Consider the following 24619-nt stretch of genomic DNA (forward strand, 5'->3'; position numbering starts at 1 on the left):
GCGCATGAGCACGGGACAAGGAACTCTGAATGCTATTAGTGTTTGACGACTGCGTGCTCGATTTGGACCGGCGGGAACTCCTGCGGGCGTCCCGGGTCATTGCAACCGCGCCTCAAGTCTTCGACCTGCTGGCCTACCTGGCGGAGAGCCGCGAGCGCGTCGTCAGCAGGGACGACCTGATTAATACGATATGGGCCGGCCGAATCGTCTCGGAGTCGACCTTGGCCAGCCACATTAACGCGGTGCGCAAGGCGGTCGGCGACAGCGGTCAGCAGCAGAGCGTGATTCGAACGGTTGCCCGCAAAGGATTCCGGTTCGTCGCCGATATCAGGAAAGTAAAGTCATTGGATGACGTTGACCTTTCTGGCACCGAGTCGGCCGCATCGGTTCAAGTCTCTGCATCTACGCCAGCCCTGCCGGCCAAACCGTCCATTGCTGTCTTGCCGTTCGTGAACTTGAGCGGAGACCAGGAGCAAGACTACTTGGCTGACGGCGTGGTAGAGGACATCATCGCGGCGTTATCGCAGCATCGCTGGCTGTTCGTCGTCGCGCGCAATTCGAGCTTTACCTACAAGGGCCGTATGGTGGACGTGAAACAAATCGGCCGTGAGCTGGGTGTTCGCTATGTGCTGGAGGGCAGTTGGCGAAAGGCAAAAAATCGTGTGCGCATCACGGTTCAGCTGATCGATGCGACAACCGGGGCACATCACTGGGCGGGCCGTTTCGAAGGCGTGCTTGGAGACATCTTCGAACTGCAGGACCAGATTACCACGAGCGTAGTCGGCGCGATCGCTCCTGAGCTCGAACGGGCGGAGATCGAACGTGCGAGGCATAAGCCAACCGAAAACCTCGACGCCTACGATTACTATCTGCGCGGAATGGCCAAGTTGCATCAGGGCACCAGGGAGACCATCGACCAGGCGCTGCCGCTCTTCCACAAGGCAATGGAGATCGATCCGGATTTTGCGTCGGCCTATGCGATGGCGGCATGGTGTCACTGCATGCGGAAGATCAATCGCTGGATGACCGATCGCCCACGGGAAATGGCGGAGGGCGTCCGACTGGCTCGCCGCGCCGTGGAGTTGGACAAGAGCGATGCAGTGGCGCTCACCAGAAGCGGCCATGCGCTTGGCCATCTTGCCGGCGACCTCTCGGGCGGCATTGCATTGCTGGACAAGGCACTCGTGCTCAATCCGAACCTCGCAGGAGCCTGGTTCCTCGGCGCGTACCTCAGAATCTTGCACGGCGAAACCGATACAGCCATCGAGCACCTTGCGTGCGCCATGCGTTTGAGTCCCCTCGATCCGGAACTGTACAGAATGCAAACCGGAATGGCGCTCGCACATCTCTTCATGGGAAACTTTGAGGTTGCGTCGTCATGGGCAGAGAAAGCGTTACGGGATTTGCCGAGTTTTCTGCCGGCGGTTGCCATCCTCGCGGCGAGCCATGCGCTTGCCGGACGGATGGCCGAAGCGCAGCGTGCGATGAATCATTTGCGCCAGCTCGACTCTACGTTGCGTCTCTCCAATATTGCAGATTGGCTACCGATCCGCCGGCCGGAGAATCTCGCCACATTGGTGGACGGTCTACGCAGCGCGGGGCTGCCGGAATAAAGGAGCGCCGCAAGGCCGATCGTGAAGGCATTCTTTGGGGTATCAGATGCGAATGACGGTAAATCTGACAATAATAATGCTACTCCCTCAAAAAGGTCCATACGTGACAACGGCTTGAAAGCGCCGTTGATGATTGAGTGGGAGTGAGGGACCGAACATGTCCGCGCAATCGTCATTGCCAGGGGGCGATGCCGCGCCAAAGCAGACGGACAGGCTGTTTTTCGCAATCTTCCCCGACGCGGGTGCTGCCGCGCGCATCGCCCAGCTCTGCAGCAGCGGGTTTGGCATGAAGGGCAATACGACCTGATCACCGAGTGTATGGCACAAGCCTACATCAGACACAACGAATTGGGTGATCGGACTGTAACGCCATAGTCCTACTCGCAAGAGATCGCCGCAGCGCATCAGGCACGTCCTAATACGCGCTTCGTTGTTTACGAGCACACCGCCGGTAACCGTGCGCGGTTCTGCTTTACGTTGAAGTGGACCGACCTAAGCACTGGCGAGACTAGAACCAGGGCAGGCATGCAACTCTATCGGGTCGAGGCGGGCAAGCTCGCGGAGACGTGGCTTAACCTGCTGCCGCTAGGTACGGCGTAGCCCGACGCCGTTGCTAAGGATCACTAGACGAGCTGAACCTTTTTGCTCCGTCTGCAAGGTCCGCTTCTAGCCGGTGGCGGGTGCTCAGATTGTTGAAAGCAACGCCACATTGCAGACCAACGACCTGAAGCCTTGAACGTCCGGTATCGGGCAACCAGTTTGAATAGTTGAAGGACAGGAGTCAGTCTGAAACGGCCAGTCAGCGGGGGACGCTCGACGGGCCGCACTTGGCCGTTTTGAGCCGGTCGCGAAAGCTCGAATTCGACCCGTTGCAGCAGATCAAGTTTGGTCATATGAGAAAGCTTTGTGTACTCTTGCCCATGCAACATTCATGTCTTCAGCGGTGCCTACGTCGAAATTCTGCGGGAGTACATCCGGCTTCGAGTTTAAAAAACTTAATGAAATTCGTCGCTTCATCAAAGCCGAGACGATCGGCAATCATTGCGACTGGCAATGCAGTGTGTACTAGCAGTCGCTTCGCCTCTAAATTAATTCGTGCCGCAATAAATGTTTTGGCTGTGATACCGGCCACCTCCCGCGTGGCACGAGTCAAACTCTTTTCAGAACAACCAATAGTGCTGGCATATTCCCTTACTTGATGCCACTTTGCAAAATGCTGCTCCACGCACTGCTGGAATCTATTAAAGCGTTGCACCTCCATGAGCGATGCATGTTTTTGCACCAACTGCTGCCTGTGCATAATGTCTATCCGCAAAAGAAGTGCGCACAACTGGTAGCGGATTAACGCAGTCCTCTCTGTGGGAGATGCCTGATTCGTTGAGTCGTCAAACATCTGCGACATGGCATCCGTCACCATGCGATATTCCAGCTCTTGCAAAGCCAAGTGATCTGGAAGACTCAGAAGAATACTAACAAGATCCAATTTGTCAGATTTCTGTGTCGATTGAAGCGGGAAAAGGAATTCTGGCCGAAATAAGAGCAGCCATCCATCCCAGTCGTGTTCCAGGTCGAACTGCTCTGCGTGGGACGGACGTAACACAAGAAACGATCCCTGCTTGCACAAGATCTGCTGAAAATCGATCGTATGCGCGCACTCACCGTGTGTGACACAGATAAGCATATAGAACTCTATCCGATGCACGCTTCGAAGGTGGTCGTTCGTGACCCTCGCCCTCAGGTCGGACATGCGAATAATCTCTACATCCAGCTTATAAGGAGCTGGGGGACGATAAGCTCTTCGTTCAATTTCGTCCGGCAGACTCTTACGAGCATCCAACCCGAGATGTCCAGTTTTCACCATATTTCAACCTGATATAACCTTTATTGCGATCGAAAAACTTCCGATAATTACCATTCAATTATCTTAGCATGGCTCGTCCTCTCAGTCCTTCCGCAGAGAACCAGTAAATACGGCGAACAGCCGCCACATGATCAAACGCGACCAATACCCCCAAATTTTGAGAGATTTGGGCAAGTCAATATTGAAGAGGAGAAGCCGAAATGAGCGCAGAAAGCAATAAACCCATCATGCAGCGTTTTACGAAATTTATTAATACTGCTAGCGAGGAGCTGGCGGCAGAACTAATCTCTTCGGACGCGATATTCTATATTCCGGGGCGTCCAGAGCCATTACAGGGGCCGGCTGGCTATCTGGAAATCGTCGCCATGATGCGAGGCGGATTTCCAGACATCCAATGGACCTTGGAAGAGATGATTGCAGAAGGTGATAAGGTAGCTGCGCGCTTCACAATGCGCGGCACGCACCAAGGATCATTCTTCGGAGTGCCACCGACAGGCAAAACTATCGTAGCTCAGGCTATGAATTTTTACCGTTTTTCTAATGGCATGATTGTTGAGGAACGTGGACAACCAGATTTATTGGGATTATTACAGCAAATCGGCGCAGCACCGATGTAAAAAGCCCATCCGTGAAATGCATCATCTCAATTCAGCGGCCCGATGAACGTCCGCCATTGGCCGGCACGGGCTATTCCCGGTCAGCACCAGTTCGTGAACCTCCCCCGCGACAATCACTCCCGCTCGTCGCTCGCCAGGATCGCCCGAAGCTGCTCTTCAAATACCTCCGGCGGCTGGCCGCCCGAGATCAGGTAGCGATCATTCACGATGACTGCGGGCACGCTGCTGATGCCGCGCTGGGCCCACAGCGTTTCCTCTTCCTTCACTTCCTGAGCAAACCGATCCGATGCCAGTACTTCGTCGGCTTCGGCGCCATCTAGGCCGGCTTGCCTGGCAAGTTCCGCCAGCACATTCCTGTCCGCGATGTTTTTCCCGTCGGTGAAATAGGCTTTGAGCAAGACCAGTTTGAGCGTTGCTTGCGCATTCTTCTCTTTCGCCCAGGCAAGCAGACGATGCGCGTCGAAAGTGTTGTAGACACGGCTGGCGTCATCGCGGTTCATGGTGAAACCGACGGCAGCCGCCCTGGCCCGGATCTGTTCACGGTTGATGTGCGCCTGATCGGCGGTGATGCCGTATTTTTTGGTGATATGTTCAAGTTGCTCCTGCCCGGCTGCGGGCATACCAGGGTTGAGCTCGAACGGGTGGACGGCGAAGTCGACGTGCGTCTCCGGAGCGAGGCGTTCGAGCGCGATATTGAGACCCGCCAGCCCGATCGCACACCAGGGGCATACGACATCGGAGACGAAATCGATTTTCAAAGCGTTATTCATGGCAATACCTCATGGCATGGCACCTGTCGTCAGGTGGCGTTAATGGATGAAGATATTGTAAGTCGGATGTGCGAGTGTCATACGGGGGTGTCGCAGAGATGTCCGCTTCTGGCCGAACCGGGCCATTCGTGGAAGACAGGTGCCGACCCACTGCGGCTGGTTGCGATCCTAAAGAGTGGTCGTGCAACTTCGCCAATGATGCGCTGCCAATCTCACGCTTTGCGAAGCAAAATGTCTATCACATCGTCTCTTTCGACTGCGGCAGGCTTTCATCGGTGCAACCGCTTTCTACTTTGTTCAACGCATCTGACAATGCAACGCGCAGTATGGATAGCGAGTGCGCTTTTTTCTCCACTTCACATATTTTTTTTTGAATCAGAAGACTTTTTTTGCTCGGCGCCAACCCGTCTTGCCCCCAGGCGACGATCACGTCCCCGATCTCTTTCAAGGTAAATCCGAGCGCCTTGGCGTGGGTAATGAGCTCAATGCGGCGCAACGCCAGCGGCGAATACTCCTTATAGTTGTTGCTTAAGTGAGGCTGAGCTGCCTCGTCGAGCAAGCCCATACGCTCATAAAATCTGACCGTATCGCGCGACACGCCGGCCCGAGCTGCAATTTCACCAATGCGCATTGCCCAGTTTCCTCCCAATCCAGACGCAAGCTGTCGAAAAAAATGTTTGACCATTGACCGTAGTCCACGCTTTACATTCGACACTCTCATAACGAATCATTTCACCATGCGACCACTCAACTATCGCAACACCACCATCATGATAACAGGCGCCTCATCCGGAATAGGCCTGGCATTTGCTCATGCGCTGGCCGCACGCGGCGCGAATCTGATTCTTGTAGCACGCTCAGGCGACAAGCTAAACAGCCTGGCGCAGGAGCTGGCGCATCGCCACGGCATCCGAGCCCTCGCCCTGGTAGCCGATCTGACCGAAACCGGTGCTGCCAGTGATGCCCATGCGAGGGCAAGTGCGCTTGGTTTGACGCCGAACATCCTCATCAACAATGCCGGCTTTGCGACTCACGGTCATTTCGATACGTTGTCGTTGGAACGGCAACTAGACGAGATATCGCTCAATTGCAGAGCCGTCGTCGAACTCAGCCATGCAGCATTGCCAGCCATGTTGAAACAAGGGGAAGGATCAATCATTAATGTGGCGTCAACCGCCGCGCTGCAGCCGCTGCCCTACATGGCCATCTATGGCGCCACCAAGGCTTTCGTGCTCTCTTTTTCAGAAGCCTTGTGGCAAGAATATCGCGCTCGCGGCGTGCGCGTGCTTGCAGTGTGCCCCGGTGCCACCGATACCGCTTTCTTTGATGTAGTGGGCGCTGCCGAGGCTGGAGTCGGCACGCGTATGGCCGCAGATACTGTCGTCAACGCAAGCTTGCAGGCACTTGATCGCGGTCAGAGTCATGTAGTACCCGGAGGCGCAAATCGTCTGCTTGGGTGGTTACCGCGGATACTCCCAAGGCAAACAATATTGCAAATCGTCGCAAACATGCTCCGGCCTCGTCGTCAGACCTCGATTTGATTCCTCGAAGTCTCCTATGTTTTCGCGACATTCCAGCATGGGGGAAAATTGTCTATTATCGTGTCTGCCACTGATGCAGCGTTACCGTGCCGTTACGGCTCTCTGCCGCCGTCCAGATAAGTGTTCCGGTACCATCGATGCAGTGGCCGCTTTGGAGCAGCATGCGGAATCAGTGACCGCAAAGGAGAAAAAAAGCCAGAGGCTGGTCATGGCCGAGTGCGATCAGCCAAGTGATTTAACGAAACCACGCAAAAAAATTGTTTTGGTTAATCTTATAGTTGATAATTGTAGCTATGAACGATACCCAAAACCGCCCCCCATTTCCCGATCGGCTCTCAGTCGATCCTCGTAGCCCTTACTATAACGCTGCCATATTTGAACATGATGTTGGTATTAAACTTAACGATAAAGAGCGCTTCGAGGTTGAGGAATATTGCATCAGCGAGGGATGGATTAAAGTCCCGGCCGGAAAGGCGCTAGATCGGAAGGGTAACCCCCTAATGACTAAAGTAAAAGGCACTGTCGAACCTTTCTATCGGTAAGTGCTGTTCTTTGATTAGCATTTCTTAACTTCTTTGATTGTCTGCAAGGGTGTGTGCGCTGACATTTGTCGGTCGATACCCTTGACTTCTTCGCCATCAAGACGGCACACCAGTTTATGCAATAACTGTTGCATAAACTGGTGACTCTAACCAGGGCGGTACACTCATGCCGTCGCCTGCTCAGCCGCCTCGAAATTAATCTGCGCCTGCTCACGTACCTGCGCCCGCCGCAACTCCCACAACTCGCGCAGCTTATCCGAACGCAATTCGCGTTCATCCGACTCCGAAACAAACCCCACCTCACCGTTGCCATCCGCCACGGTACGGCTAAAACTCCATTCACGTGAGAACTCGGGCTTGATCGCGCCGGCGTGTTTGGTCGGCATGGCGCAGATCAACTGCATGCCGAGGTTATCGCGCAGGAATTTCAAGACATCGCGTGCGCGTCCTTCATCCATCTTGGCGAACGATTCATCGTTGACCAGCAAATGCAGGCTGTTGCCCTTCTCGAATCGCTTGAGGCGATTGGTGACAACCGCCGCATGGATGATGTAAGCAGGCGTCTCCAGCTGGCCGCCGGAACCCGTGCCCCACTCCGACAAGCGCACGTGCGAGCCGGTATCGGATTCCTTGTAGATTTCATAACGCCGGTAATTGCGGTAATCGGCAACCCGCTGCAGCTCCTTGACCGCCTTGTCTTCATCGTCAGACAGCAGCAATTGCACCAGGCGGTCGCGCACCAGGCAGTTATCCGCACTTAACACGGGATCGGCAAACAGACTGTTGGCTTCTTGCGTATCCGACATTTCCGAAGTGGCGCAGAAGAAGTCGTAGTAGGCTTTGAATTCCGGTACCCACTCCGACCAGTCGATGCGGAATTTATCGGTGCCGAACTTGAGCTTGTCGAGCTCGATATTGAGCGTTTTCAAGGTACGCACACCGGTATCGACAGCATTCCGGATTTCGTAGCAGAACTGCTTGGTGAATACGTCATTGAACGACGATTCCGCAGTGCGCAGCTGTTCCAGGTTCTTGATCAGGCCGATATCTTTTTGCCTCGTCAGCTGGGCTCGGGTACGGTCTTGCAAGGTCACCATCATCGCGTAAAGCGGCGTAAAATCGCCGTCGCGCAAATCCTCGCCTTGCGCGATTTCAAAGCGTTCGTCGATACGCGCATGGGCGTGATATTCGCCCAACGCATTGCGTGCATCGCCGTATAGTTGCCAGCTGAGCGCGGTTTGTTTGGCGACATTGTCAGACGCCTTGAATGACGAATAACTTCCTTCGCTGACCCAGGTTGCGACTTCGTCCGTGAGCGCGGTGAAGGACAAGCTGCCGTTGACAATGCACAGGTCACGTAGTTTTCCGGTATCGCCATCAACCCGGCTTTGTTTGCCGGCCATGCCCAGGTTCAGCTTGGTGATCGCGGCCTGATGACCTTGTATGGATTTTTCGTGGCCGCCGATATTTTTGCTGCAAGCAGTCTTACGCGCTTCCAGTCCGGCGATCTCGACGCTCAATGCCTCAGCTTCATCTTCCAGCTTGCTAACCTCGGTCAAATCGAGCCGGCTCAAATCCTGGCGTGCCCCGTCGAGTTCGCGCACCAGGTTTTCCAATTCGTCGATCGCGGCAAAGGACGGGCATTGCAATTGCCCCATCATGGCCAGCGCGCCCTGCAGGTCGCGCAACTGCGTGCGCACCTGTGTCAGCTCTCGTTCCGCTTCAGCATGTTCTTGCTCGGCACGCTGCTTGGCGAGCCGCTTGGCTTCCTGGCCGAATACCAGCAGGTCGGCATCGGCGGTGAACATGGTGCGCGAACCGCTGCCCTTGCCATCCTTGGTCAGGCCGCGCGAGGTATGGCGCAGGGCTTCGGTATCGGCCACCTTTACTACCTGTCCGAACTGCTCGTGCAGATACGCCTGGGCAATCGGATGCTCGGTGCTGAGTTCGTGCACGATGGAGTCGCTGGGGGTTCTTTCGATTTTCAGGTGCTTCAGGCAGAAACTGCCTTGAATCACATTGGCGCGCAATTTCTTCTGGCGTACAAAATCGATGGCTTTACCTTCCCACGCCTGATCCACCACCAGGTTGAAACGCGCACCGCCCAGGTAACCTTCGATCGCCGCCTGCCAGTCGGCCGACATCGGTTCGACCAGATCGCACAGCACCTGGGCCCGTGCGGCACCCAGCTCGGAGCGAAACTCCTTCAGCGCATGACGGATATGCGCGGGATAGTCAGCGCCGCCCTCGGCCAGATTGGCTTTGCGCGATGCGGCATCCTTCTCGCGGCGCAAGGCTTCATGCTCGGTTGCGCGCAATTGTGCGATCTGGGTGTGCAGGGCCGATACGAAACTGTGTTCGGTGCCGGCCAGCGCGCCGTGCAATTTTCCCAGGGCTGCATCAACGCCTTCAAAGTCATTGACCAGCATGAGCGATTTCAGCACATCTACTTCGTCAGCCTTGGCCAGTTCAGCGATGCTACGCAGATGTACGGCGAGATCCAGCGTGCCGGCAGCCGACAACGCCAGCACTACCTGGCGGGCGGCATCTGCAATCTCCTTTTGTTCCGACGGGATCTGCATGCCGGCTACGTCGCGCGCTGCGGTTTCCAGCTTCTGCGCCGCCAGCGCATTGTGTTGAAGCACATTGAACACCGCTTTGATCTTGCCGTCGCTCTGCTCGATCTGGTTTTGAATCCGGGTCTTTTGTTCGGCTGCGGGAATACCCATCATCTGCGCGTGAATCTGCGTCAGGCTGCGGTTCTTGGCGGCGCGGTCCTGTTCCAGCTTGTCAGCGCTTTCGGTTTCATCGTCGATCAATGCTTGCAGGCCGTCGATGGCGGCAGTCGCCGCTTCCAGTTGCCGCTGGTCTTCGCGCAAAGCCAGCGACGATACCAGCAGCTGCGACTGGCTTGCCGATTGATGCGCGCGCGCGGTATCGCTGACGGCTTTGCCGAGCGACTCCAGACGCTTGACGTTGTCCGTCAGGCGCTCGCCTTCCTTGCGCAACTCGTTCACCTGCCGCATCAGCTTGCTGATCTGGCCTATGCGCTGCGAAAGTTGCGTGGTGTCGAGTTCCAGGATCTGGTGCTTGACCAGATCGTCGACGCTGCCGATAGGTTTGTGCGCGATCGACTGGCTCCAGGCTCTTGCGGCGCTTTCGGCTTCGGCGAAAGAAACGGTTTTCTGACCGCGGAAACGACCGTACAACTGGCACAGATACTCGCGCTTGCTATCGCGAAAATTGGTGATGCCGCGGTATTTCCCGGCAAGATGATGCTCGATTTTTTCCACCGCAACCACTGCCATGCCGCCGTCGATCTCGGTTGAAGTCAGATCGCCCAATTGCAGCGCTACACCGTCGATGATCAACAACGCCAGCCGTTCCGATACCGCCTGGCGCCGCTCGCCGGCGCCATCGACCCGGGCCGACGCCGCCACCAGTGCGGTGAACTCGCGCCCCTCTTCACCTTCGCTCGGTTTGAAAACCGCAGCGATGTAGCCGTGTGCGCCATTAGGGCGGGCGAACAGATTATCCTCGGCGCCAACGATGTAGGACCACAAGGTGCGCTTGGTCTTGCCATTGCGCGCGCCTTGCGTGGTTTCATCCTGCCCCGGGTTATAGCTGAAAATATTTTGATAAACCGCGGTCATCACGGTTTGCAAAGCATCCAGCATGGTCGATTTTCCGGAACCGGTAGGGCCGGTCAGCAAAGTCATATTGCCCATCGGGTACTCTTGCGAGCGCAACGCGCCCCAGTTCACCAGGATCAGTTTATCCAGCTTCATTCGATGTTTCCTTCAATGCTTTCTTCTTCCACCATCAGTTCCATCACAGATTCTGCCACTGCAGGCAGGCTGGCTTGCCCTACCTCGACTTCTACGTCAGCTCCCGCCTGCAGCGGTTCCGATTCCAGCGCAGCTTCCAGCATGTCGTCGCTGATGATGCCCAGGATCGTCGGCCGGATCGCCAGCAAGGCGTCCTCGTCGTCCATGGAGAAATTCGCCGCCAGACGAATCAGGCGATGGCGCTTGAGATCGTTGAGCAGGCGTTGCCGTTCGATATTGGTCGGCGGCAGGGTGCGTTTCAATTGCGTCTGCAGCGTGGCCGACAGTTCTTCAAACCGCGTCAATACCTCGCCAGAATCAGTCAGCCGGTTACCGCCTTCCGACAAACCTTGCTGATACTGGAAGCGTAGCGCCAGCGCCGCGGCGACGAAATCCGGCGATAGCCGGGCGCGCAATCCAGGCACCGGCTCCAGGCCGTCTTCCGGCATACCCGGCACTTCAGCGCCCGGGGCATACAGGCGGAAAAATTCACCTTTGAGATTGTGCTCCAGGCGAAAACCGCCAAGCTGGAAATAATCGCTCAGGCAATTTTCAATCCGGCGCGCATCGTCATAAAGGCGTTGCTCGACACCGTCCTCTTCGCGTATCACGATGCCGGCCGCAAATAAACGACCGACGATTTCGCGAAACCGCTCCAGCGACAAACCGTGCGTTGCCAGTTGTTCGTTCAGTGTTTCATTCAGTGTCATGTTTCATCTCGATCTGATAATCGTCGCCGGCATAAAACTCGTTCCAGAGTTTGCCTGGCAATTTCTGCACGGTCAGCCGCTCGTCGCGCGCACCGCGTACGGCTTCTACCACTTGCATATTGTTGAGGACATCGGTGGTGGTCGCCACCGGTAAAGTCGAGAGGCGGATCGGCCGGTCGCGCAAGCGCAATTCAGCGCGGATACGATGCACGATTTCGTCGTTCGACAAAGCAAAGGCGTCCGCTTCGGCACGATACATGGCGGCCGCCAGCCTGGCGTCGCGTGTCACTTTCGGTTGCGCCGTCACAGTCAGGGCCTTGCGCCGTTGCGAGGCGCTACGCAGCTTGAATCCGGATGGATCGAGCAAGCGGATTTCGGCCGGCGCGATGGCCGCGCCGAGACGTTCCAGAAAAGCATTCTGCGCGTCGCCACCAAGCTTGGCGGTCTTGCTGATGGCCACGCTATAGGCTTGCCGGGTCTGGCCTCCGCGCAGCATCAACGCTTGCTGCACGATGCTGGCAGCGCGTTGCATGTAGACGCTCATGGCCTTGATCAGCTCCGGATGTTTGGTGGTGCATGCCGCTTCCACCATTTCTTCGATGCGGTCCAGCATCCAGTCCAGCGTCGATGGTCCTTGCCGCTCCTGGCTGGCCCAGCGCGCGATATCGTTGAGCTGCTCTTCCAGCGCCCGCGACTTGTCCTCTTCCAGGCTATGCAAACGGGCGATCACGTCGCGGATAGCTTGTCGATGACGCTCTATGCTGTCGGCGGTCAGTTGCTTCTTGAATTCCTTTTCGAAACGGTCAAGAAACTCCATGAAGCCGTCCCACGGCGTTTGCGAAGCTTCCAGCATCAGGCGCCGCACCAGTTCCTGGAAATAATCAACGCCTTCGGACAAGTCGCTAATGACTTTTTCGGCATAGTCGTAAGCATCGATCAAATCGTAGGCATCGACATTACGTAGCGCCGCATTGAGCGCATTGCGGCAGCTGCGGACATTGCGCTGGCGGGTACGGGCGCTGCGCCGGTCTATCGCCCAGAATGCCTCGGCGAACAGCTTGCCGGCACGCGTAAAGCGGTAAGCGGTGACTAACCCGGCGCGGTCGCCAAAGGTCTCCAGCCAGCCATCCCGCAGCAAGGTGCGCAACAGCGCGCTGCTGCTTTGCTGATCGTCGGCGCCGGCGGGAATAAAATCGTCGTCGGCCAGCTCGATGCCCGCGGCCGCCTCTTCCTGCATCAACAAAATCTGGCGCGACTCCTGCACCACCGGCAACAGCAGGTCGCGCAGGCCGTCACGCGTCAGGTTCTGGCCGTAATCGGCGCTGGGGCCATGCAGCCGCTCATACAGCGCGCGCACGCAAGCCACCACTACGCCGCGGTGCTTGCCGGCAAGCGGCCTGAAAAAATTAAGTCGGTCTGGTTCAAAAAACAATCGGGTTGCCTGCAGTAGTAACGTTGCAAAAAAGAAAATATATCGGATATTGGCTTTAAATGGTGCTTTTGACGACTGTGTGTGTAAAAATCAATACCCAACCCGCCATTGTAAAGGGTAGCGCACGCTATCACGAACAGGTCCAGGACGGCGGACAGAAAGCCGGATGCTGCGCGACCTGACGTTGAAAACTACCGGATGCTCAACAAAACTCACTGACGCCCTACCGCCCCACATGATTTCTCGATCCCTGCCCGCTGCTCCCGCCAATGTCATCGATGCCGACGGCCAGCCGCGCATGGGACGCTATGCCGGCAGCACCGGGGTGATCGACTGGTCGACGCTAGCCGCACCGTATGCCCGCACCAGCCTGTGGCGGCGCTTCCATCACAAACGCTGGCAGTACGTGGCGCTGTCGACGCCGCAACTGCTGTGCGGCATCGCGATTGTCGACGTTGGCTGGACCAATACCGCTTTCGCCTATGTTTTCGACCGCCAGCAAGGCAAGCAGATCGCCGGCTTTTCGCAAGACGGCATCCCGGGCCTGAGCGCTAAAGTCAGCGATCAGCCGGGCGGGCCTAGCCGCTTCCACTGTTTCGGCAACAGGATCGACTATCAACCGCCGACTGATGGCGGCGATGGGAAATATCAGCTCAGTTTGCAATGCGAGCAATTCGAGCTTGAGGCTGAGTTCGACGCCAGCCAGGCTGCTCCCTTGCTGCTGGCGGTCGGGCCGATCGTCCACGGCTCGGTGCACGCTACCCAGAAATCGCCAGGCATGCCGCTCACCGGTGAAGTGCGCGTGGGTGACCAGCGCTACGCTTTGGAGGGCGGCGTCGCCAGTTTCGATTATTCGAACGGCTTGTTGGCCCGCAATACCGAATGGCGCTGGGCCTCGGCTCACGGCCTGGATATCGGTTTCAATCTGCAAGCCGGCTACTTCGGCAAGCAGGAGAACGTACTCTGGCTCGACGGCCAGCTGCATGCACTCGGCAATGTACGTTTCGAGTACGACCTCGCGGCGCCGCTGGCGCCCTGGCATATCTATACCGACGACGGCTTGCTCGACCTGCAATTCATGCCGGAAGGCGCGCGCCACGAAAACAAGAACATGCTGATCGCCGCCACCCGCTATATCCAGCCGATAGGCAGTTTCAGCGGCTGGGTCAAGCCGGAACGCAATGCCGCGCCACATCCGGTGGAACACTTGGTTGGCGTGACCGAGGAACATTTTTCGCGCTGGTGATGCGCCGGGAATATTTCCCGGCGTCAACGCAGGCTATAGCGACGTACTTATTCGCAATTTTCCAACACCCTGCCGTATTTCCCCTGCGCCGCCAATATCTTTGGTATACCATTGCCGGCCCCTTTTTTATTTGTGAGGTCTGTGCATGTCAAATGCTTGCGGCGTGGATTTCGGCACGTCTAATTCCACAGTTGGCTGGAGCAGGCCCGGACAGAATGCCTTGCTGCCGCTGGAAGACGGTAAAGTCACTTTGCCTTCGGTGGTGTTCTTTAACGCCGAGGACGATGCCTTCAGTTTCGGCCGTGCTGCACTGAGCGGGTATCTGGCCGGTTACGAGGGGCGCTTGATGCGTTCGCTGAAGAGCTTGCTAGGCTCCAGCCTGATCGATGCCCAGACTGAGGTCGGCGGCCGCGCGTTGCCGTTCCGCGCCCTGCTGACCCACTTCATCGCAGAACTGAAAATACGCTCCGAACAAGCCGCCGGCAGGGAATTTCATAGCGTGGTGCTGGGCCGCCCGGTATTTTTTGTGGACGACAACCCAACCGCCGACCAGCGCGCTGAGGATACGCTGGCAGAAATCGCCCGCTCGGTCGGTTTCCGGCATGTCGCCTTCCAGTATGAACCTATCGCTGCCGCCTTCGACTATGAATCCACCGTAGAGCGCGAGGAACTGGTGCTGATCGCCGACATCGGCGGCGGCACCTCTGACTTTTCGCTGGTGCGCTTGTCGCCAAAACGCGCCGGCAACAGCGAGCGGCGCGACGATATCCTGGCCACCGGCGGCGTCCACATCGGCGGTACCGATTTCGATAAATACCTGAGCTTGTCCAGCGTGATGCCAATGCTGGGGCTCGGTAGCCGCCTGGTGAACAACAGCGAAGTGCCATCCAGCTATTACTTCAACCTGGCCACCTGGCACACCATCAACCAGATTTATACTCGCAAAGCCTGGCTGCAGCTCAAAGACGTGCAGCGGGAAACCGTCGAGCGCGAAAAATTCGGCCGCCTGCTGGATCTGGTCGAACAGCGCGCCGGACACTGGCTGGCACTGCAGGTGGAACAAGGCAAGATCGGTTTATCCGACGCCGAGACAGTGCAACTCAGCCTGGACCGCATCGCACCGAACCAGGCGTTGAGCCTGACGCGGCAGCAATTCAATGCCAGCATCGGCCACCTGGTGAGTACGGTGGAAGACACCGTCGGCAATCTGCTGCGCGATGCAGGTGTCACACCGGCACAGGTTGATACGGTGTTCTTTACCGGCGGCTCCAGCGGCGTGCAACTGCTGCGCCACAATATTGCTGCGTTGGTACCTTCGGCAAAAGCGGTTGAGGGCGACTTGTTCGGCAGTATCGGCGCCGGCCTGGCGCTGGATGCGGTGCGCAAGTTCGGCTGAGTTTCAATACCTGCTATTCGACCTTTCCATCGGCGTTGTCGGCTTTATCGATCTTGCCGCCGCGTTTGCGAAAACCGGCAATCTCCGACAACCGCATGCCCTCTGGAATCGTCAGGCGTTTGGCGTGGCCTATCCGTTGTGCATGATAGATCCCGGTATGGCCGGAAAACAGGTAGCTGACGACACAGGCAATACCGGCCAGCACGCCGATCTCCGGCCCGAATAATTCAATCGCCATAACGGTCGATGCTATCGGCGTATTGGCGGCGCCGGCAAATACGGCAACGAATCCCAGTCCGGCCAGTACCGGTATCGGCATCGACAGCAATTGCGCCAGGGCGTTACCCAAGGTGGCGCCGATATAGAACAACGGCGTCACCTCGCCGCCCTTGAAACCTGACGCCAGGGTCACTACGGTAAAAACGATTTTTCCGGCAAAATCGTACACCGGCAGCGGCTTCTCGAAGGCTTCCACGATCGTCGGAATCCCCAGTCCCAGATATTTATCCGTGCCCGGCAACAAGGCCAGCAGCACTACCGCCACACCGCCGGCAAACGGCCGCAGCGGCGGGAATTTGATGCCGCGCTTGATCAGGCGCGACAAGCCGTGGGTTGCTTGCGCGAACACCATGCCAACCACGCCGAACACGATGCCGGCCACCAGCGTCGCGGCGAAAATGCCGATGCTGAAATGCGGCACGAATGGAATCACATAATGAGTATGGTGCACGCCGAGCAATCCCGGCATCTGGTCGCTGATGATGGCGGCGATGAAACAAGGCAGGATAGCGTCGTAACGCAGGCGGCCGATGGCCAGTACTTCCAGTCCGAAGATTGCGCCGGCCAGCGGCGTCCCGAACACTGAAGCAAAACCGGCGCTGATACCGGCCATCAGCAGGATACGCCGCTCATCCGGCCCCAGACGAGTGATGCGCGTAATCAAATCGGCCAGGGCGCCGCCCATCTGCACCGCAGTGCCCTCACGGCCGGCGGAACCGCCAAACAAATGGGTAATCACCGTGCCGAATAAAATCAGCGGCGCCATACGCTTCGGCACGATGCGCTGGGGATCGTGGATTTCGTCGATCAACAGATTGTTGCCGCCCTCGACCGATTTGCCCAGCAGGTGATAAATCAGGCCAACTGTAAACCCCGCCAGCGGCAACAGCCACAATAACCAGCGATGCGCATTGCGCGTATCCGTGGCCCATTCCAGCGACAGTAGCAAGACTGCCGACGCCAGCCCGGCCAAGGCGCCGACCACAGACGCCAGTATCAGCCAACGCGCCAGGTACGCCAGCATCAAAATCTGCTCGGGATATTTTATTTTTTTCATCATTCAGGCCAGATCGAAAGTCGTCAGTTTTGATAATGCATCCAGCCACCAGCTTAGAGCCGGCCCGACCTCGCGATCCGGCCGATATACACATTGCATGGGCATCGCCGCGCCTTGCGGCGGCTGGCCGGCCGTCTGGATATGCACCAGCCGGCCGCTTGCCAGATCGTCGGCTACCACGTGCCGCGGCATATAACCCCAGCCCAGGCCAGCCCGCAGCAAAGCGTGCTTGGTGCCCAGGTCGCTCATGCGCCAGGAGAGGGAGGAATGCACCGCAAAGTCCTGGTTGGCGGTGAGCGCACTGCGATCGCTCAGCACCAGCTGCACCTGCCGTTCCAGCACATGACCCGGGATGCGGCCGCTGAACTGCGCCAGCGCATGGCTTGGCGATACTACCCCGACCAGCAGTATCGTGGGCAAACTGACATGCAGCAAATTGGGGGGAATGATGGGCAAGGTGCCGAGGACGCCTAGCATCGCTTCGCCATCGATCACGCGCTCGGCGACGGAACCTAGCGCTTCGATCTCCAGGCGCACCGTAACATCGGGAAACGCCAGCCGGAAATCGCCTAGCAACGCCACCAGCGCCGTGGTCGGGAAAAACACATCCAGCGCCAGGGTGATCTCCAGTTCCTGCCCTTGCGCATAGGCGGCGGCGCGCGCCTGCAGCGCATCGACCTGATCTAGCACCTGGCGCGTATCGCGCAACAACTCGATGCCGGCGGCGGTCAGTTGCGGGCGATAGCTGCTGCGGTCGAACAAGGGCAAACCAAGCTGGCTTTCCAACGTACTGATCGCGTAGCTGACCGCCGATTGCGCCCGCGTCAACGCCTTCGACGCGGCCAGGAAACTGCCGCTATCGGCGACCTGGGCAAACACTCGTAACTGATCCAGCGACAGTCGCTCGATATTCATGACCACTCAACAATATCTAATAATTAGATATTGATTATCGCAAGATAATCAATATCCCGCCAGACATAAGAGGATTAAGATGGCCTTGTTCGCTGTAACCAGCTCCCGATATCGGCACCGATGATCAGTTGATGCGGCGCGATGAAAGCGAATGCTCACTTACATTAAAACCCTTTTATAGATTGGATCCATCATGCAAAGTTCGCCAACACTGTATCGTATCGGCCGGGTTCTGCTGGCTTCCTTGTTCCTCATTTCTGGCCTCTTGAAGATCACCGCTTTTTCCGGCGTAGTCGGTTATATGAGCAGCATTGGCGTACCGTTTGCGAGCCTGGCCGTACCTCTCACCATCCTGGTTGAAGTCGGCGGTGGACTGGCGATCATGACCGGCTGGAATGCCCGTCCGGCGGCACTCATCGTGGCGCTGTTCACGGTTGGCGCAACTCTGGCCGCACACCGTTTCTGGGAAGCCGATCCGGCCAACATGCAGAATCAGTTGAACAACTTCCTGAAAAACGTCTCGATCATCGGTGCGTTGCTGATGTTGGCAGCGGTCACTCCCGAGCCGAAAAAGTAAGCGCAATCCAAGCAACAATTCGTCAAGCCATCAAGGAACGGAGAATTTCATGAGCAAGCCAATTTTCAATCGCCAACTCGAACGCCTGGTCACCGGCGTTGCGACCCAGGACGGCGCAGGCGTAAACCTGGTGCGGGTTCTGACACACGACCTGCAACACCGTCTCGATCCGTTCCTGATGCTTGACAATTTCCATTCGGACAAGCCGGAAGATTACCTCGCAGGCTTCCCCGACCATCCGCACCGTGGTTTCGAAACCGTCACCTACATGCTGGCCGGCCGCATGCGTCATCGCGACAATGCCGGCAACGAAGGCTTGTTGCAGGCCGGCGGCGTGCAATGGATGACGGCCGGCAGCGGCCTGGTGCACTCGGAACTGCCGGAACAGGAAGACGGTTTGATGAGCGGTTTCCAACTGTGGCTCAACCTGGCCTCGGGCGACAAGATGATTGCCCCCAGCTACCGCGATCTGCAGGCAGACGAAATCCCGCAAGTAGAGCCGCAGCCTGGCGTCAAGGTGAAAGTGATTGCCGGTTCGGCTTTTGGCACCGACGGCGCCGTACAAAGGCCGCACACCGAACCGTTGTATCTGGATCTGCAACTGGAAGGCGGCCAACAGCTGGATTTACCGATACCGGCGAGCCACAACGCATTCCTGTACGTATATGAAGGCGAATTGCGCATCGGCGAAGATGGCCGCGCCGCGCCGGCCGGCCGCATGGCGATCCTGAGCAATACCGCCGATGCCGCCGGCGTCAGCGTGCAAGCGCAGGGCAATAGCCGCTTTCTGCTGATTGCGGGCCGCCCGTTGAATGAACCGATTGCGCAATGGGGACCGTTCGTGATGAACACCCGCGAGCAGGTGGAACAGGCGATGCGGGATTTCCAGGATGGCAAGTTCTAGGATTTAGGCAGGAAAAAAAAGGGCGAATATCGGATTCGCCCCTTTTCATTGCTATCCTTGTCAGACTTTTCCTCAGTCCGTTCGGCCATGACACTCAAGCTTTTCTGGCAAGACCCTTATCGCACGACACTTGATACCAAAGTCGTCGCTGTCGACAACGACCGCATCCGCCTCGCGGAAACCATTTTCTTTGCCTTCTCCGGCGGCCAGGAAAGCGATGCCGGCACCGTGGCGGGCCACCCCGTGCTGTCCGCTGAAAAAGATGGCCTGGATATTGTCTACACGCTGGCTCCAGGACATGGCCTGCAAGTCGGCAGCGAAGTCGAGATCGTGATCGACTGGGAACGCCGCTATCGCCTGATGCGGCTGCACTTCGCCGCTGAAATGGTCCTGCAGCTGGTCTACCAACTGCGCCCCGGTATAGAGCGTATCGGCGCCCATATCTCGGCCGACAAGGCACGTATCGATTTTGCCGACGAAAACAATATTGCCGTGCTGTTCCCGCAGATAGAAGCCGAGGTAGCGGCCCTGTTGAGCGCCGACCTGCCTATCGTCACCGCCTTCACCGACGAAGCGGCGCAAAGACGTTATTGGGAAGTCGCGGGATTTGCCAGGATGGCTTGCGGCGGCACCCATCCGCGCTCAACGGCGGAAATCGGCGGCCTCAAGCTGAAACGCAAGAACACCGGCAAAGGCAAGGAACGGATCGAGATCAGCTTACAAGTTTACGCACCCGAGGCAGTCGCCGCTATTTCGTCTCCATCGATAACGCCAGCGTCTCCTTGATCTCTTCCATTACCACATAGCTCTTGGACTGCGCGGCGCCGGGCAGTTGCAGCAGCATGTCGCCCAACAGTTTTCGATACTCCGCCATCTCGCGAATGCGGGCCTTGATCAGGTAATCGAAATCGCCGGATACCAGATGGCATTCCAGCACTTCCGGGATGCGCAGCACCTCGCGCCGGAACTGTTCGAAGGCATGCGCAGATTTCTGATTCAGCGTGATCTCGACGAACACCAGCAGCTTGGCGCCCACCGCCGCCGGGTTGATGCGGGCGTAATAGCCGTCGATGACGCCATCGCGCTCCATCCGTTTTACACGCTCGATACAGGGCGTGATCGACAAACCCACCTGCTCGCCAAGATCCTTCATCGACATCCGGCCATCCTGTTGCAACAAGCGCAAAATATGGCGATCCAGCTTGTCCAGGGCGCGGTTCGATTCTTTGTAGATTCTCATGTCCGGAATTTGCTCATATTTTCAGTGTTAAGTCCTGAATACATCGATTTATACAGTAACAAATGCTACTAAATAGCCATTAGCATAGCGCTTATTCCTGTGAAACAACAACAATTCATCAACACGCCATTCCCTTTCTTTTACTAACCGCATTTTCGGCACACGCAGTAAGATAAAGATAAGAATCGGCGTTACGGAGATTCAAGATGCGAGTGCTTATCCTTGGCAGCGGTGTAGTCGGCGTTACCAGTGCTTATTATCTGGCGCGTGCCGGTCACGAGGTAACGGTTATCGACCGCCTGCCGGGGCCTGCGCTAGACACCAGCTTCGCCAATGCCGGCCAGATCTCACCTGGTTATGCCTCGCCCTGGGCGGCGCCAGGCATCCCGCTGAAAGCGCTGAAATGGATGTTGCAGGAACACGCGCCACTTTCGATCACGCCGGACGGCACCTTGTTCCAGCTGCGCTGGATGTGGCAAATGCTGCGCAACTGCAGTTCGGCCCGCTATGCGGTCAACAAGGAACGCATGGTGCGCCTGGCCGAATATAGCCGCGACTGCTTCAAAGTCCTGCGTGCCGACACCGGCATCGCCTACGAAGGCCGCCAGCTCGGCACCATGCAAGTGTTCCGCAGCCAGCAGCAACTGGACGATGCCGCCAAGGATATCCAGGTGCTTCAAGAAACCGGCGTCCCGTTCGAATTGCTGACGCCGGATCAGCTGGCGCTGGCGGAACCGGCGCTGGAAGCGGTCAAGCACAAGCTGAGCGGCGCCCTGCGCCTGCCTAACGATGAAACCGGCGACTGCCAGATGTTCACTACGCGGCTGGCAAAAATGGCCGAAGAACTCGGTGTGCGTTTCCGCTACAACCTCCAGATCGATGCCCTGACTCTGGCCAATGGCGAAATCGCCGGCGTCCAATGCGGCCCTGAGCATTTGCAAGCCGATCGCTATGTGGTGGCGCTAGGCGCCTATTCGACCAACTTCCTCGGCTCCTTGCTGGATATCCCTGTGTACCCGCTCAAGGGTTATTCGATCACTGTCCCGATTGTCGATGCCGAAGCGGCGCCGGTCTCGACCATTCTCGACGAAACCTACAAGATCGCCATCACCCGATTCGACGACCGCATCCGGGTCGGCGGCATGGCCGAAATCGTCGGCTTCAACAAGACGCTCAAGCCGAAACGCCGCGCCACGCTGGAGATGGTAGTCAACGACTTGTTCCCGGGCGCCGGCAACACGGCCGCCGCCAGTTTCTGGACCGGCTTGCGGCCGATGACACCGGACGGCACACCGATCGTCGGCGCTACCCATATCCGCAACCTGTTCCTCAATACCGGCCACGGCACGCTCGGCTGGACCATGTCTTGCGGCTCGGCGCAATTGCTGTCAGATCTGATTTCCGGCAAGCGGCCGGCGATTGCCTCGGACGACCTGGCGGTCGGCCGTTACAGCAAGCACAGCGTGCAATCGGCACATCCTGCTTACGCCTGAGTCCGTACAGGTCCGAACCTGCGATAGCAAACACGACGTTTTTGAACGGCACACATCATGCATCCACAAGCAGCAAATGCAGGCGCAATCCTGACGGTCGACCTCAACGCCCTGCGCAGCAATTACCGTTTGCTGCGCGAGCAAGCAGGATCAGCCCTCTGCGGCGCAGCCGTCAAGGCCGATGCCTACGGACTGGGTGCAGACCGGGTGGGACCGGCGCTGGCGGCGGAAGGTTGCAGGCATTTCTTTGTCGCCCATCTGGATGAAGGCATCGCGCTACGCCCGCATCTGCCGGCAACGGCGCAGGTGTTTGTGTTGCATGGCCCGCCTGTCGGGACGGAACAGGAATTCATCGCCCACGGACTGACGCCGGTACTCAACAGCCTGCAACAAATCCAGGGCTGGCACGCGCTGGCGCAATCGCTGCAACGCCCGCTGCCGGCTATCATCCAGGTCGACAGCGGCATGTCGCGGATGGGATTGCCAGCGGCTGAAGCCGAAGCCTGGCTGGCCAACCCACACTATCTGGAAAGCATCCCGCCGCTATTCCTGATGAGTCATCTGGCTTGCGCCGAGCATCAAGGCCATCCAATGAACGAAAGTCAGCTGACGCGTTTCAAAACGCTGCGCCAGCGCCTGCCGCAAGTGCCCGCCAGCCTGGCCAACTCTTCCGGGATTTTCCTTGGCCGCAATTACCAGTTCGACCTGGTCCGGCCCGGCGCCGCGCTGTATGGCATCGCACCGGTTGCCGGCGCCGCCAATCCGCTGCAGCCGGTAGTTGCGCTGCACGGGCGTATCCTGCAAACCAGAACCATCGAGCGCGGTGACCATGTAGGGTACGGCATCAGTTATAGCGCCACCGGGCAACGGCAGATCGCCACCGTCGGCGTCGGTTACGCCGACGGCTGGCTGCGCAGCATGAGCAATCGCGGCGTGGTGTTCATCGACGGTAGCGCGGTGCCGATGGTAGGCACCGTCTCGATGGATTCGATCACCATCGATGTCACCGGCATCGCCGCCGAGCGCCTGCAAGCCGGCGCCCTGGTCGAGCTGATCGGGCCGCACCGTCCGGTTGATGAAGTGGCGAAATCGGCCAACACGATTGGCTATGAAATACTGACTGGCTTAGGATTGCGCTACTATCGGGAATATGTCGGAAGTTGACCATTCCCAGCGACTCTTAAACTTTGTCCCACAATCATGAATAATTCAAAATTATCCGATCAGCTGACCAGCTGGATCGACAGCCACTTTGACGACGAAGTCGGATTCTTGCAAAAGATCGTCCGCATCCCCACCGACACGCCGCCCGGCAACAACGCGCCGCACGCCGACGCGGTAGCCGAGCTGATCACCGCCTGGGGCTGGCAAGCCGAAAAACATCCGGTACCGGCCGCCACAGTTAAAGAATACGGCATGGAAAGCATCACCAACCTGATCGTCCGCCGCCAATATGCCGGCCCCGGCCCGACGCTGGCGCTGAATGCGCATGGTGACGTGGTACCTCCCGGCGAAGGCTGGACTAAACAGCCGTATGGCGGCGAAATAGAAAACGGCCGCATCTACGGCCGCGCCACCACCGTATCCAAAGGTGATTTCGCCACGTACATTTTTGCCGTACGCGCGCTGGAAGCACTAGGCGTACCGCTCAAAGGCGCGCTGGAACTGCACTTCACCTACGATGAAGAATTCGGTGGTTTGCTGGGACCAGGCTGGCTGCTGGAAAACCAGCTGACCAAACCCGACCTGGTAATCGGCCCCGGCTTCAGCTACAACGTCGTCACCGCGCACAACGCCTGCCTGCAGTTTGAAGTAACAGTACATGGCAAAGCAACCCACGGATCGATGCCAGAAACCGGCCACGATGCATTGCAAGCAGCGACCAAGGTTTTGCAAGCGATCTACGCCAAGCTCCCCGACCTGAAAAAAATCACCTCGGCGATTCCAGGCATCACCCATCCGACCATGATCGTCGGCCGCATTGACGGCGGCACGAATACCAATGTGGTACCCGGAAAAGTAGTCCTGAAGATGGACCGCCGCATGATTCCGGAAGAAGATCCAACAGCAGTAGAAGCCGAAGTAAGAGCGATGATCGAAGCCGCGGTAGCAGGCCTGCCTGGCATCCGCGTAGAAATCAAACGCCTGCTGCTGGCACGCGCGCTACGCCCATTGCCAGGCCACGAAAAACTGCTAGCCAGCATACAAAGAAACGCACAAACCATCCTCGGCGAAGCCATCCCGGCCAACGGCTCGGCACTGTACACCGACGCCCGCTTGTATGGTGAACATGGGATTCCGGTTGTACTGTACGGCGCCGGTCCACGCACCTTGATGGAATCCAACGCCAAGCAAGCCGATGAGAATTTGGCGCTGGATGATTTGCGCAAGGCGACGAAAGTGATTGCGCTGACTTTGCTGGATTTTTTAGCGGAGTAAACAACGAACAGACAACAAGGCTGTTACGGGTGCCGTTGTTTTTGAAGCTGCTTTTGACGTGCCTTCCGCATGGGGACGCTGCCAAATGTGGCGCGTGTCAGTCGGGAATTGTGGGAAGACATGTTTGAGCGCAGCGAGTTGGTCTTTCCACCCGACTGAT

The 24619-nt window shown here is 57.7% G+C and carries 22 protein-coding genes; 13 read left to right on the top strand and 9 right to left on the bottom strand.

The features are described from left to right. Nucleotides 1-29 precede the first annotated feature (29 nt). Both BM205_RS08220 and BM205_RS24250 read left to right on the top strand, forming a co-directional pair. Nucleotides 30-1613 (top strand): winged helix-turn-helix domain-containing tetratricopeptide repeat protein, encoded by a 1584-nt coding sequence (locus BM205_RS08220; protein ID WP_092414024.1) that lies wholly within the window; start codon nucleotides 30-32, stop codon nucleotides 1611-1613. Between the two features lie 157 nt (nucleotides 1614-1770). Beyond that, entirely contained in the window at nucleotides 1771-1920 is a 150-nt protein-coding gene (locus BM205_RS24250) for a hypothetical protein (RefSeq protein WP_175511210.1), read from the top strand. Between the two features lie 630 nt (nucleotides 1921-2550). Here BM205_RS24250 and BM205_RS08230 read toward each other — a convergent pair. Then, nucleotides 2551-3474, bottom strand: coding sequence for a helix-turn-helix domain-containing protein (locus BM205_RS08230; RefSeq protein WP_092414025.1), 924 nt, complete (start codon nucleotides 3472-3474; stop codon nucleotides 2551-2553). 200 nt (nucleotides 3475-3674) lie between these two features. Between BM205_RS08230 and BM205_RS08235 the strand changes: the two genes are divergently transcribed. Continuing rightward, the gene (locus tag BM205_RS08235) at nucleotides 3675-4091 is read left to right on the top strand and encodes an ester cyclase (RefSeq protein ID WP_092414026.1); all 417 of its coding nucleotides are present in this window, start codon (nucleotides 3675-3677) and stop codon (nucleotides 4089-4091) included. A gap of 113 nt (nucleotides 4092-4204) precedes the next feature. Here the strand turns inward: BM205_RS08235 and BM205_RS08240 are convergent, their stop codons facing one another. Then, nucleotides 4205-4861, bottom strand: coding sequence for a DsbA family oxidoreductase (locus BM205_RS08240; RefSeq protein WP_092414027.1), 657 nt, complete (start codon nucleotides 4859-4861; stop codon nucleotides 4205-4207). A 238-nt stretch (nucleotides 4862-5099) separates the two neighbouring features. Beyond that, nucleotides 5100-5492 (bottom strand): MerR family transcriptional regulator, encoded by a 393-nt coding sequence (locus BM205_RS08245; protein ID WP_092414028.1) that lies wholly within the window; start codon nucleotides 5490-5492, stop codon nucleotides 5100-5102. 106 nt (nucleotides 5493-5598) lie between these two features. Between BM205_RS08245 and BM205_RS08250 the strand changes: the two genes are divergently transcribed. Both BM205_RS08250 and BM205_RS08255 read left to right on the top strand, forming a co-directional pair. Further along, nucleotides 5599-6402 carry an SDR family NAD(P)-dependent oxidoreductase gene (locus tag BM205_RS08250; protein WP_175511211.1) on the top strand — a complete coding sequence of 268 codons (804 nt, stop codon included), beginning with the start codon at nucleotides 5599-5601 and terminating at the stop codon, nucleotides 6400-6402. Nucleotides 6403-6695: 293 nt separating this feature from the next. Next, complete coding sequence (locus tag BM205_RS08255; RefSeq protein ID WP_092414029.1) at nucleotides 6696-6944, top strand: DUF3297 family protein; 249 nt, start codon at nucleotides 6696-6698, stop codon at nucleotides 6942-6944. 164 nt (nucleotides 6945-7108) lie between these two features. On the opposite strand, the gene BM205_RS08260 is transcribed toward BM205_RS08255, so the two are convergent. From BM205_RS08260 to BM205_RS08270, 3 genes are read right to left on the bottom strand one after another with little or no spacing between them, the layout of a single operon-like run. Then, the gene (locus BM205_RS08260; RefSeq protein ID WP_092414030.1) at nucleotides 7109-10732 is read right to left on the bottom strand and encodes an ATP-binding protein; all 3624 of its coding nucleotides are present in this window, start codon (nucleotides 10730-10732) and stop codon (nucleotides 7109-7111) included. Then, a complete protein-coding gene (locus BM205_RS08265) occupies nucleotides 10729-11481 on the bottom strand; it encodes a DUF4194 domain-containing protein (protein WP_092414031.1) in 753 nt (250 codons plus the stop codon). Before BM205_RS08265 ends, BM205_RS08260 begins: the two co-directional genes overlap by 4 nt. After that, nucleotides 11468-12913, bottom strand: a complete 1446-nt coding sequence (locus BM205_RS08270; protein ID WP_092414032.1) for a Wadjet anti-phage system protein JetA family protein — start codon at nucleotides 12911-12913, stop codon at nucleotides 11468-11470. Before BM205_RS08270 ends, BM205_RS08265 begins: the two co-directional genes overlap by 14 nt. A gap of 235 nt (nucleotides 12914-13148) precedes the next feature. Between BM205_RS08270 and BM205_RS08275 the strand changes: the two genes are divergently transcribed. Next, nucleotides 13149-14159 (top strand): DUF2804 domain-containing protein, encoded by a 1011-nt coding sequence (locus BM205_RS08275; RefSeq protein WP_092414033.1) that lies wholly within the window; start codon nucleotides 13149-13151, stop codon nucleotides 14157-14159. A 145-nt stretch (nucleotides 14160-14304) separates the two neighbouring features. Next, complete coding sequence (locus BM205_RS08280; RefSeq protein ID WP_092414034.1) at nucleotides 14305-15555, top strand: Hsp70 family protein; 1251 nt, start codon at nucleotides 14305-14307, stop codon at nucleotides 15553-15555. A 13-nt stretch (nucleotides 15556-15568) separates the two neighbouring features. Here BM205_RS08280 and BM205_RS08285 read toward each other — a convergent pair whose 3' ends face one another. Both BM205_RS08285 and BM205_RS08290 read right to left on the bottom strand, forming a co-directional pair. Beyond that, a complete protein-coding gene (locus BM205_RS08285; protein WP_217646033.1) occupies nucleotides 15569-16891 on the bottom strand; it encodes a voltage-gated chloride channel family protein in 1323 nt (440 codons plus the stop codon). Nucleotides 16892-16894: 3 nt separating this feature from the next. Then, nucleotides 16895-17806, bottom strand: coding sequence for a LysR family transcriptional regulator (locus BM205_RS08290; RefSeq protein WP_092414035.1), 912 nt, complete (start codon nucleotides 17804-17806; stop codon nucleotides 16895-16897). Nucleotides 17807-17999: 193 nt separating this feature from the next. Between BM205_RS08290 and BM205_RS08295 the strand changes: the two genes are divergently transcribed. The 3 genes from BM205_RS08295 to BM205_RS08305 all read left to right on the top strand — a co-directional run bounded on the left by BM205_RS08295 (nucleotide 18000) and on the right by BM205_RS08305 (nucleotide 20073). Next, nucleotides 18000-18383 carry a DoxX family protein gene (locus tag BM205_RS08295; RefSeq protein ID WP_092414036.1) on the top strand — a complete coding sequence of 128 codons (384 nt, stop codon included), beginning with the start codon at nucleotides 18000-18002 and terminating at the stop codon, nucleotides 18381-18383. Between the two features lie 49 nt (nucleotides 18384-18432). Next, on the top strand, nucleotides 18433-19287 hold the full coding sequence (locus BM205_RS08300) for a pirin family protein (RefSeq protein ID WP_092414037.1): 855 nt from the start codon (nucleotides 18433-18435) through the stop codon (nucleotides 19285-19287). Nucleotides 19288-19374: 87 nt separating this feature from the next. Further along, nucleotides 19375-20073, top strand: a complete 699-nt coding sequence (locus tag BM205_RS08305; RefSeq protein WP_092414038.1) for an alanyl-tRNA editing protein — start codon at nucleotides 19375-19377, stop codon at nucleotides 20071-20073. Here the strand turns inward: BM205_RS08305 and BM205_RS08310 are convergent. Further along, nucleotides 20036-20527 carry an Lrp/AsnC ligand binding domain-containing protein gene (locus BM205_RS08310; protein WP_092414039.1) on the bottom strand — a complete coding sequence of 164 codons (492 nt, stop codon included), beginning with the start codon at nucleotides 20525-20527 and terminating at the stop codon, nucleotides 20036-20038. The genes BM205_RS08305 and BM205_RS08310 overlap by 38 nt on opposite strands. Nucleotides 20528-20733: 206 nt before the next feature. Here BM205_RS08310 and BM205_RS08315 point away from each other — a divergent pair, with 206 nt between their 5' ends. The 3 genes from BM205_RS08315 to BM205_RS08325 are packed head-to-tail and all read left to right on the top strand — an operon-like array spanning nucleotide 20734 to nucleotide 24459. Continuing rightward, nucleotides 20734-22020 (top strand): D-amino acid dehydrogenase, encoded by a 1287-nt coding sequence (locus BM205_RS08315; RefSeq protein WP_092414040.1) that lies wholly within the window; start codon nucleotides 20734-20736, stop codon nucleotides 22018-22020. Between the two features lie 57 nt (nucleotides 22021-22077). Beyond that, on the top strand, nucleotides 22078-23184 hold the full coding sequence (alr, locus tag BM205_RS08320) for an alanine racemase (protein WP_092414041.1): 1107 nt from the start codon (nucleotides 22078-22080) through the stop codon (nucleotides 23182-23184). A 36-nt stretch (nucleotides 23185-23220) separates the two neighbouring features. Beyond that, nucleotides 23221-24459 (top strand): ArgE/DapE family deacylase, encoded by a 1239-nt coding sequence (locus BM205_RS08325; protein WP_092414042.1) that lies wholly within the window; start codon nucleotides 23221-23223, stop codon nucleotides 24457-24459. Nucleotides 24460-24619 lie beyond the last annotated feature (160 nt).

It is taken from the genome of Collimonas sp. OK307, from assembly GCF_900113705.1.
In the GTDB taxonomy this organism is placed as follows: Bacteria; Pseudomonadota; Gammaproteobacteria; order Burkholderiales; family Burkholderiaceae_D; genus Collimonas.

Excerpts from the sequence above, each read along its gene's own strand:
- BM205_RS08220 (WP_092414024.1), top strand. The coding sequence starts at position 30 with ATGCTATTAGTGTTTGACGACTGCGTGCTCGATTTGGACCGGCGGGAA.
- BM205_RS24250 (WP_175511210.1), top strand. The coding sequence starts at position 1,771 with ATGTCCGCGCAATCGTCATTGCCAGGGGGCGATGCCGCGCCAAAGCAG.
- BM205_RS08230 (WP_092414025.1), bottom strand. The coding sequence starts at position 3,474 with ATGGTGAAAACTGGACATCTCGGGTTGGATGCTCGTAAGAGTCTGCCG.
- BM205_RS08235 (WP_092414026.1), top strand. The coding sequence starts at position 3,675 with ATGAGCGCAGAAAGCAATAAACCCATCATGCAGCGTTTTACGAAATTT.
- BM205_RS08240 (WP_092414027.1), bottom strand. The coding sequence starts at position 4,861 with ATGAATAACGCTTTGAAAATCGATTTCGTCTCCGATGTCGTATGCCCC.
- BM205_RS08245 (WP_092414028.1), bottom strand. The coding sequence starts at position 5,492 with ATGCGCATTGGTGAAATTGCAGCTCGGGCCGGCGTGTCGCGCGATACG.
- BM205_RS08250 (WP_175511211.1), top strand. The coding sequence starts at position 5,599 with ATGCGACCACTCAACTATCGCAACACCACCATCATGATAACAGGCGCC.
- BM205_RS08255 (WP_092414029.1), top strand. The coding sequence starts at position 6,696 with ATGAACGATACCCAAAACCGCCCCCCATTTCCCGATCGGCTCTCAGTC.
- BM205_RS08260 (WP_092414030.1), bottom strand. The coding sequence starts at position 10,732 with ATGAAGCTGGATAAACTGATCCTGGTGAACTGGGGCGCGTTGCGCTCG.
- BM205_RS08265 (WP_092414031.1), bottom strand. The coding sequence starts at position 11,481 with ATGACACTGAATGAAACACTGAACGAACAACTGGCAACGCACGGTTTG.
- BM205_RS08275 (WP_092414033.1), top strand. The coding sequence starts at position 13,149 with ATGATTTCTCGATCCCTGCCCGCTGCTCCCGCCAATGTCATCGATGCC.
- BM205_RS08280 (WP_092414034.1), top strand. The coding sequence starts at position 14,305 with ATGTCAAATGCTTGCGGCGTGGATTTCGGCACGTCTAATTCCACAGTT.
- BM205_RS08285 (WP_217646033.1), bottom strand. The coding sequence starts at position 16,891 with ATGAAAAAAATAAAATATCCCGAGCAGATTTTGATGCTGGCGTACCTG.
- BM205_RS08290 (WP_092414035.1), bottom strand. The coding sequence starts at position 17,806 with ATGAATATCGAGCGACTGTCGCTGGATCAGTTACGAGTGTTTGCCCAG.
- BM205_RS08295 (WP_092414036.1), top strand. The coding sequence starts at position 18,000 with ATGCAAAGTTCGCCAACACTGTATCGTATCGGCCGGGTTCTGCTGGCT.
- BM205_RS08300 (WP_092414037.1), top strand. The coding sequence starts at position 18,433 with ATGAGCAAGCCAATTTTCAATCGCCAACTCGAACGCCTGGTCACCGGC.
- BM205_RS08305 (WP_092414038.1), top strand. The coding sequence starts at position 19,375 with ATGACACTCAAGCTTTTCTGGCAAGACCCTTATCGCACGACACTTGAT.
- BM205_RS08310 (WP_092414039.1), bottom strand. The coding sequence starts at position 20,527 with ATGAGAATCTACAAAGAATCGAACCGCGCCCTGGACAAGCTGGATCGC.
- BM205_RS08315 (WP_092414040.1), top strand. The coding sequence starts at position 20,734 with ATGCGAGTGCTTATCCTTGGCAGCGGTGTAGTCGGCGTTACCAGTGCT.
- alr (WP_092414041.1), top strand. The coding sequence starts at position 22,078 with ATGCATCCACAAGCAGCAAATGCAGGCGCAATCCTGACGGTCGACCTC.
- BM205_RS08325 (WP_092414042.1), top strand. The coding sequence starts at position 23,221 with ATGAATAATTCAAAATTATCCGATCAGCTGACCAGCTGGATCGACAGC.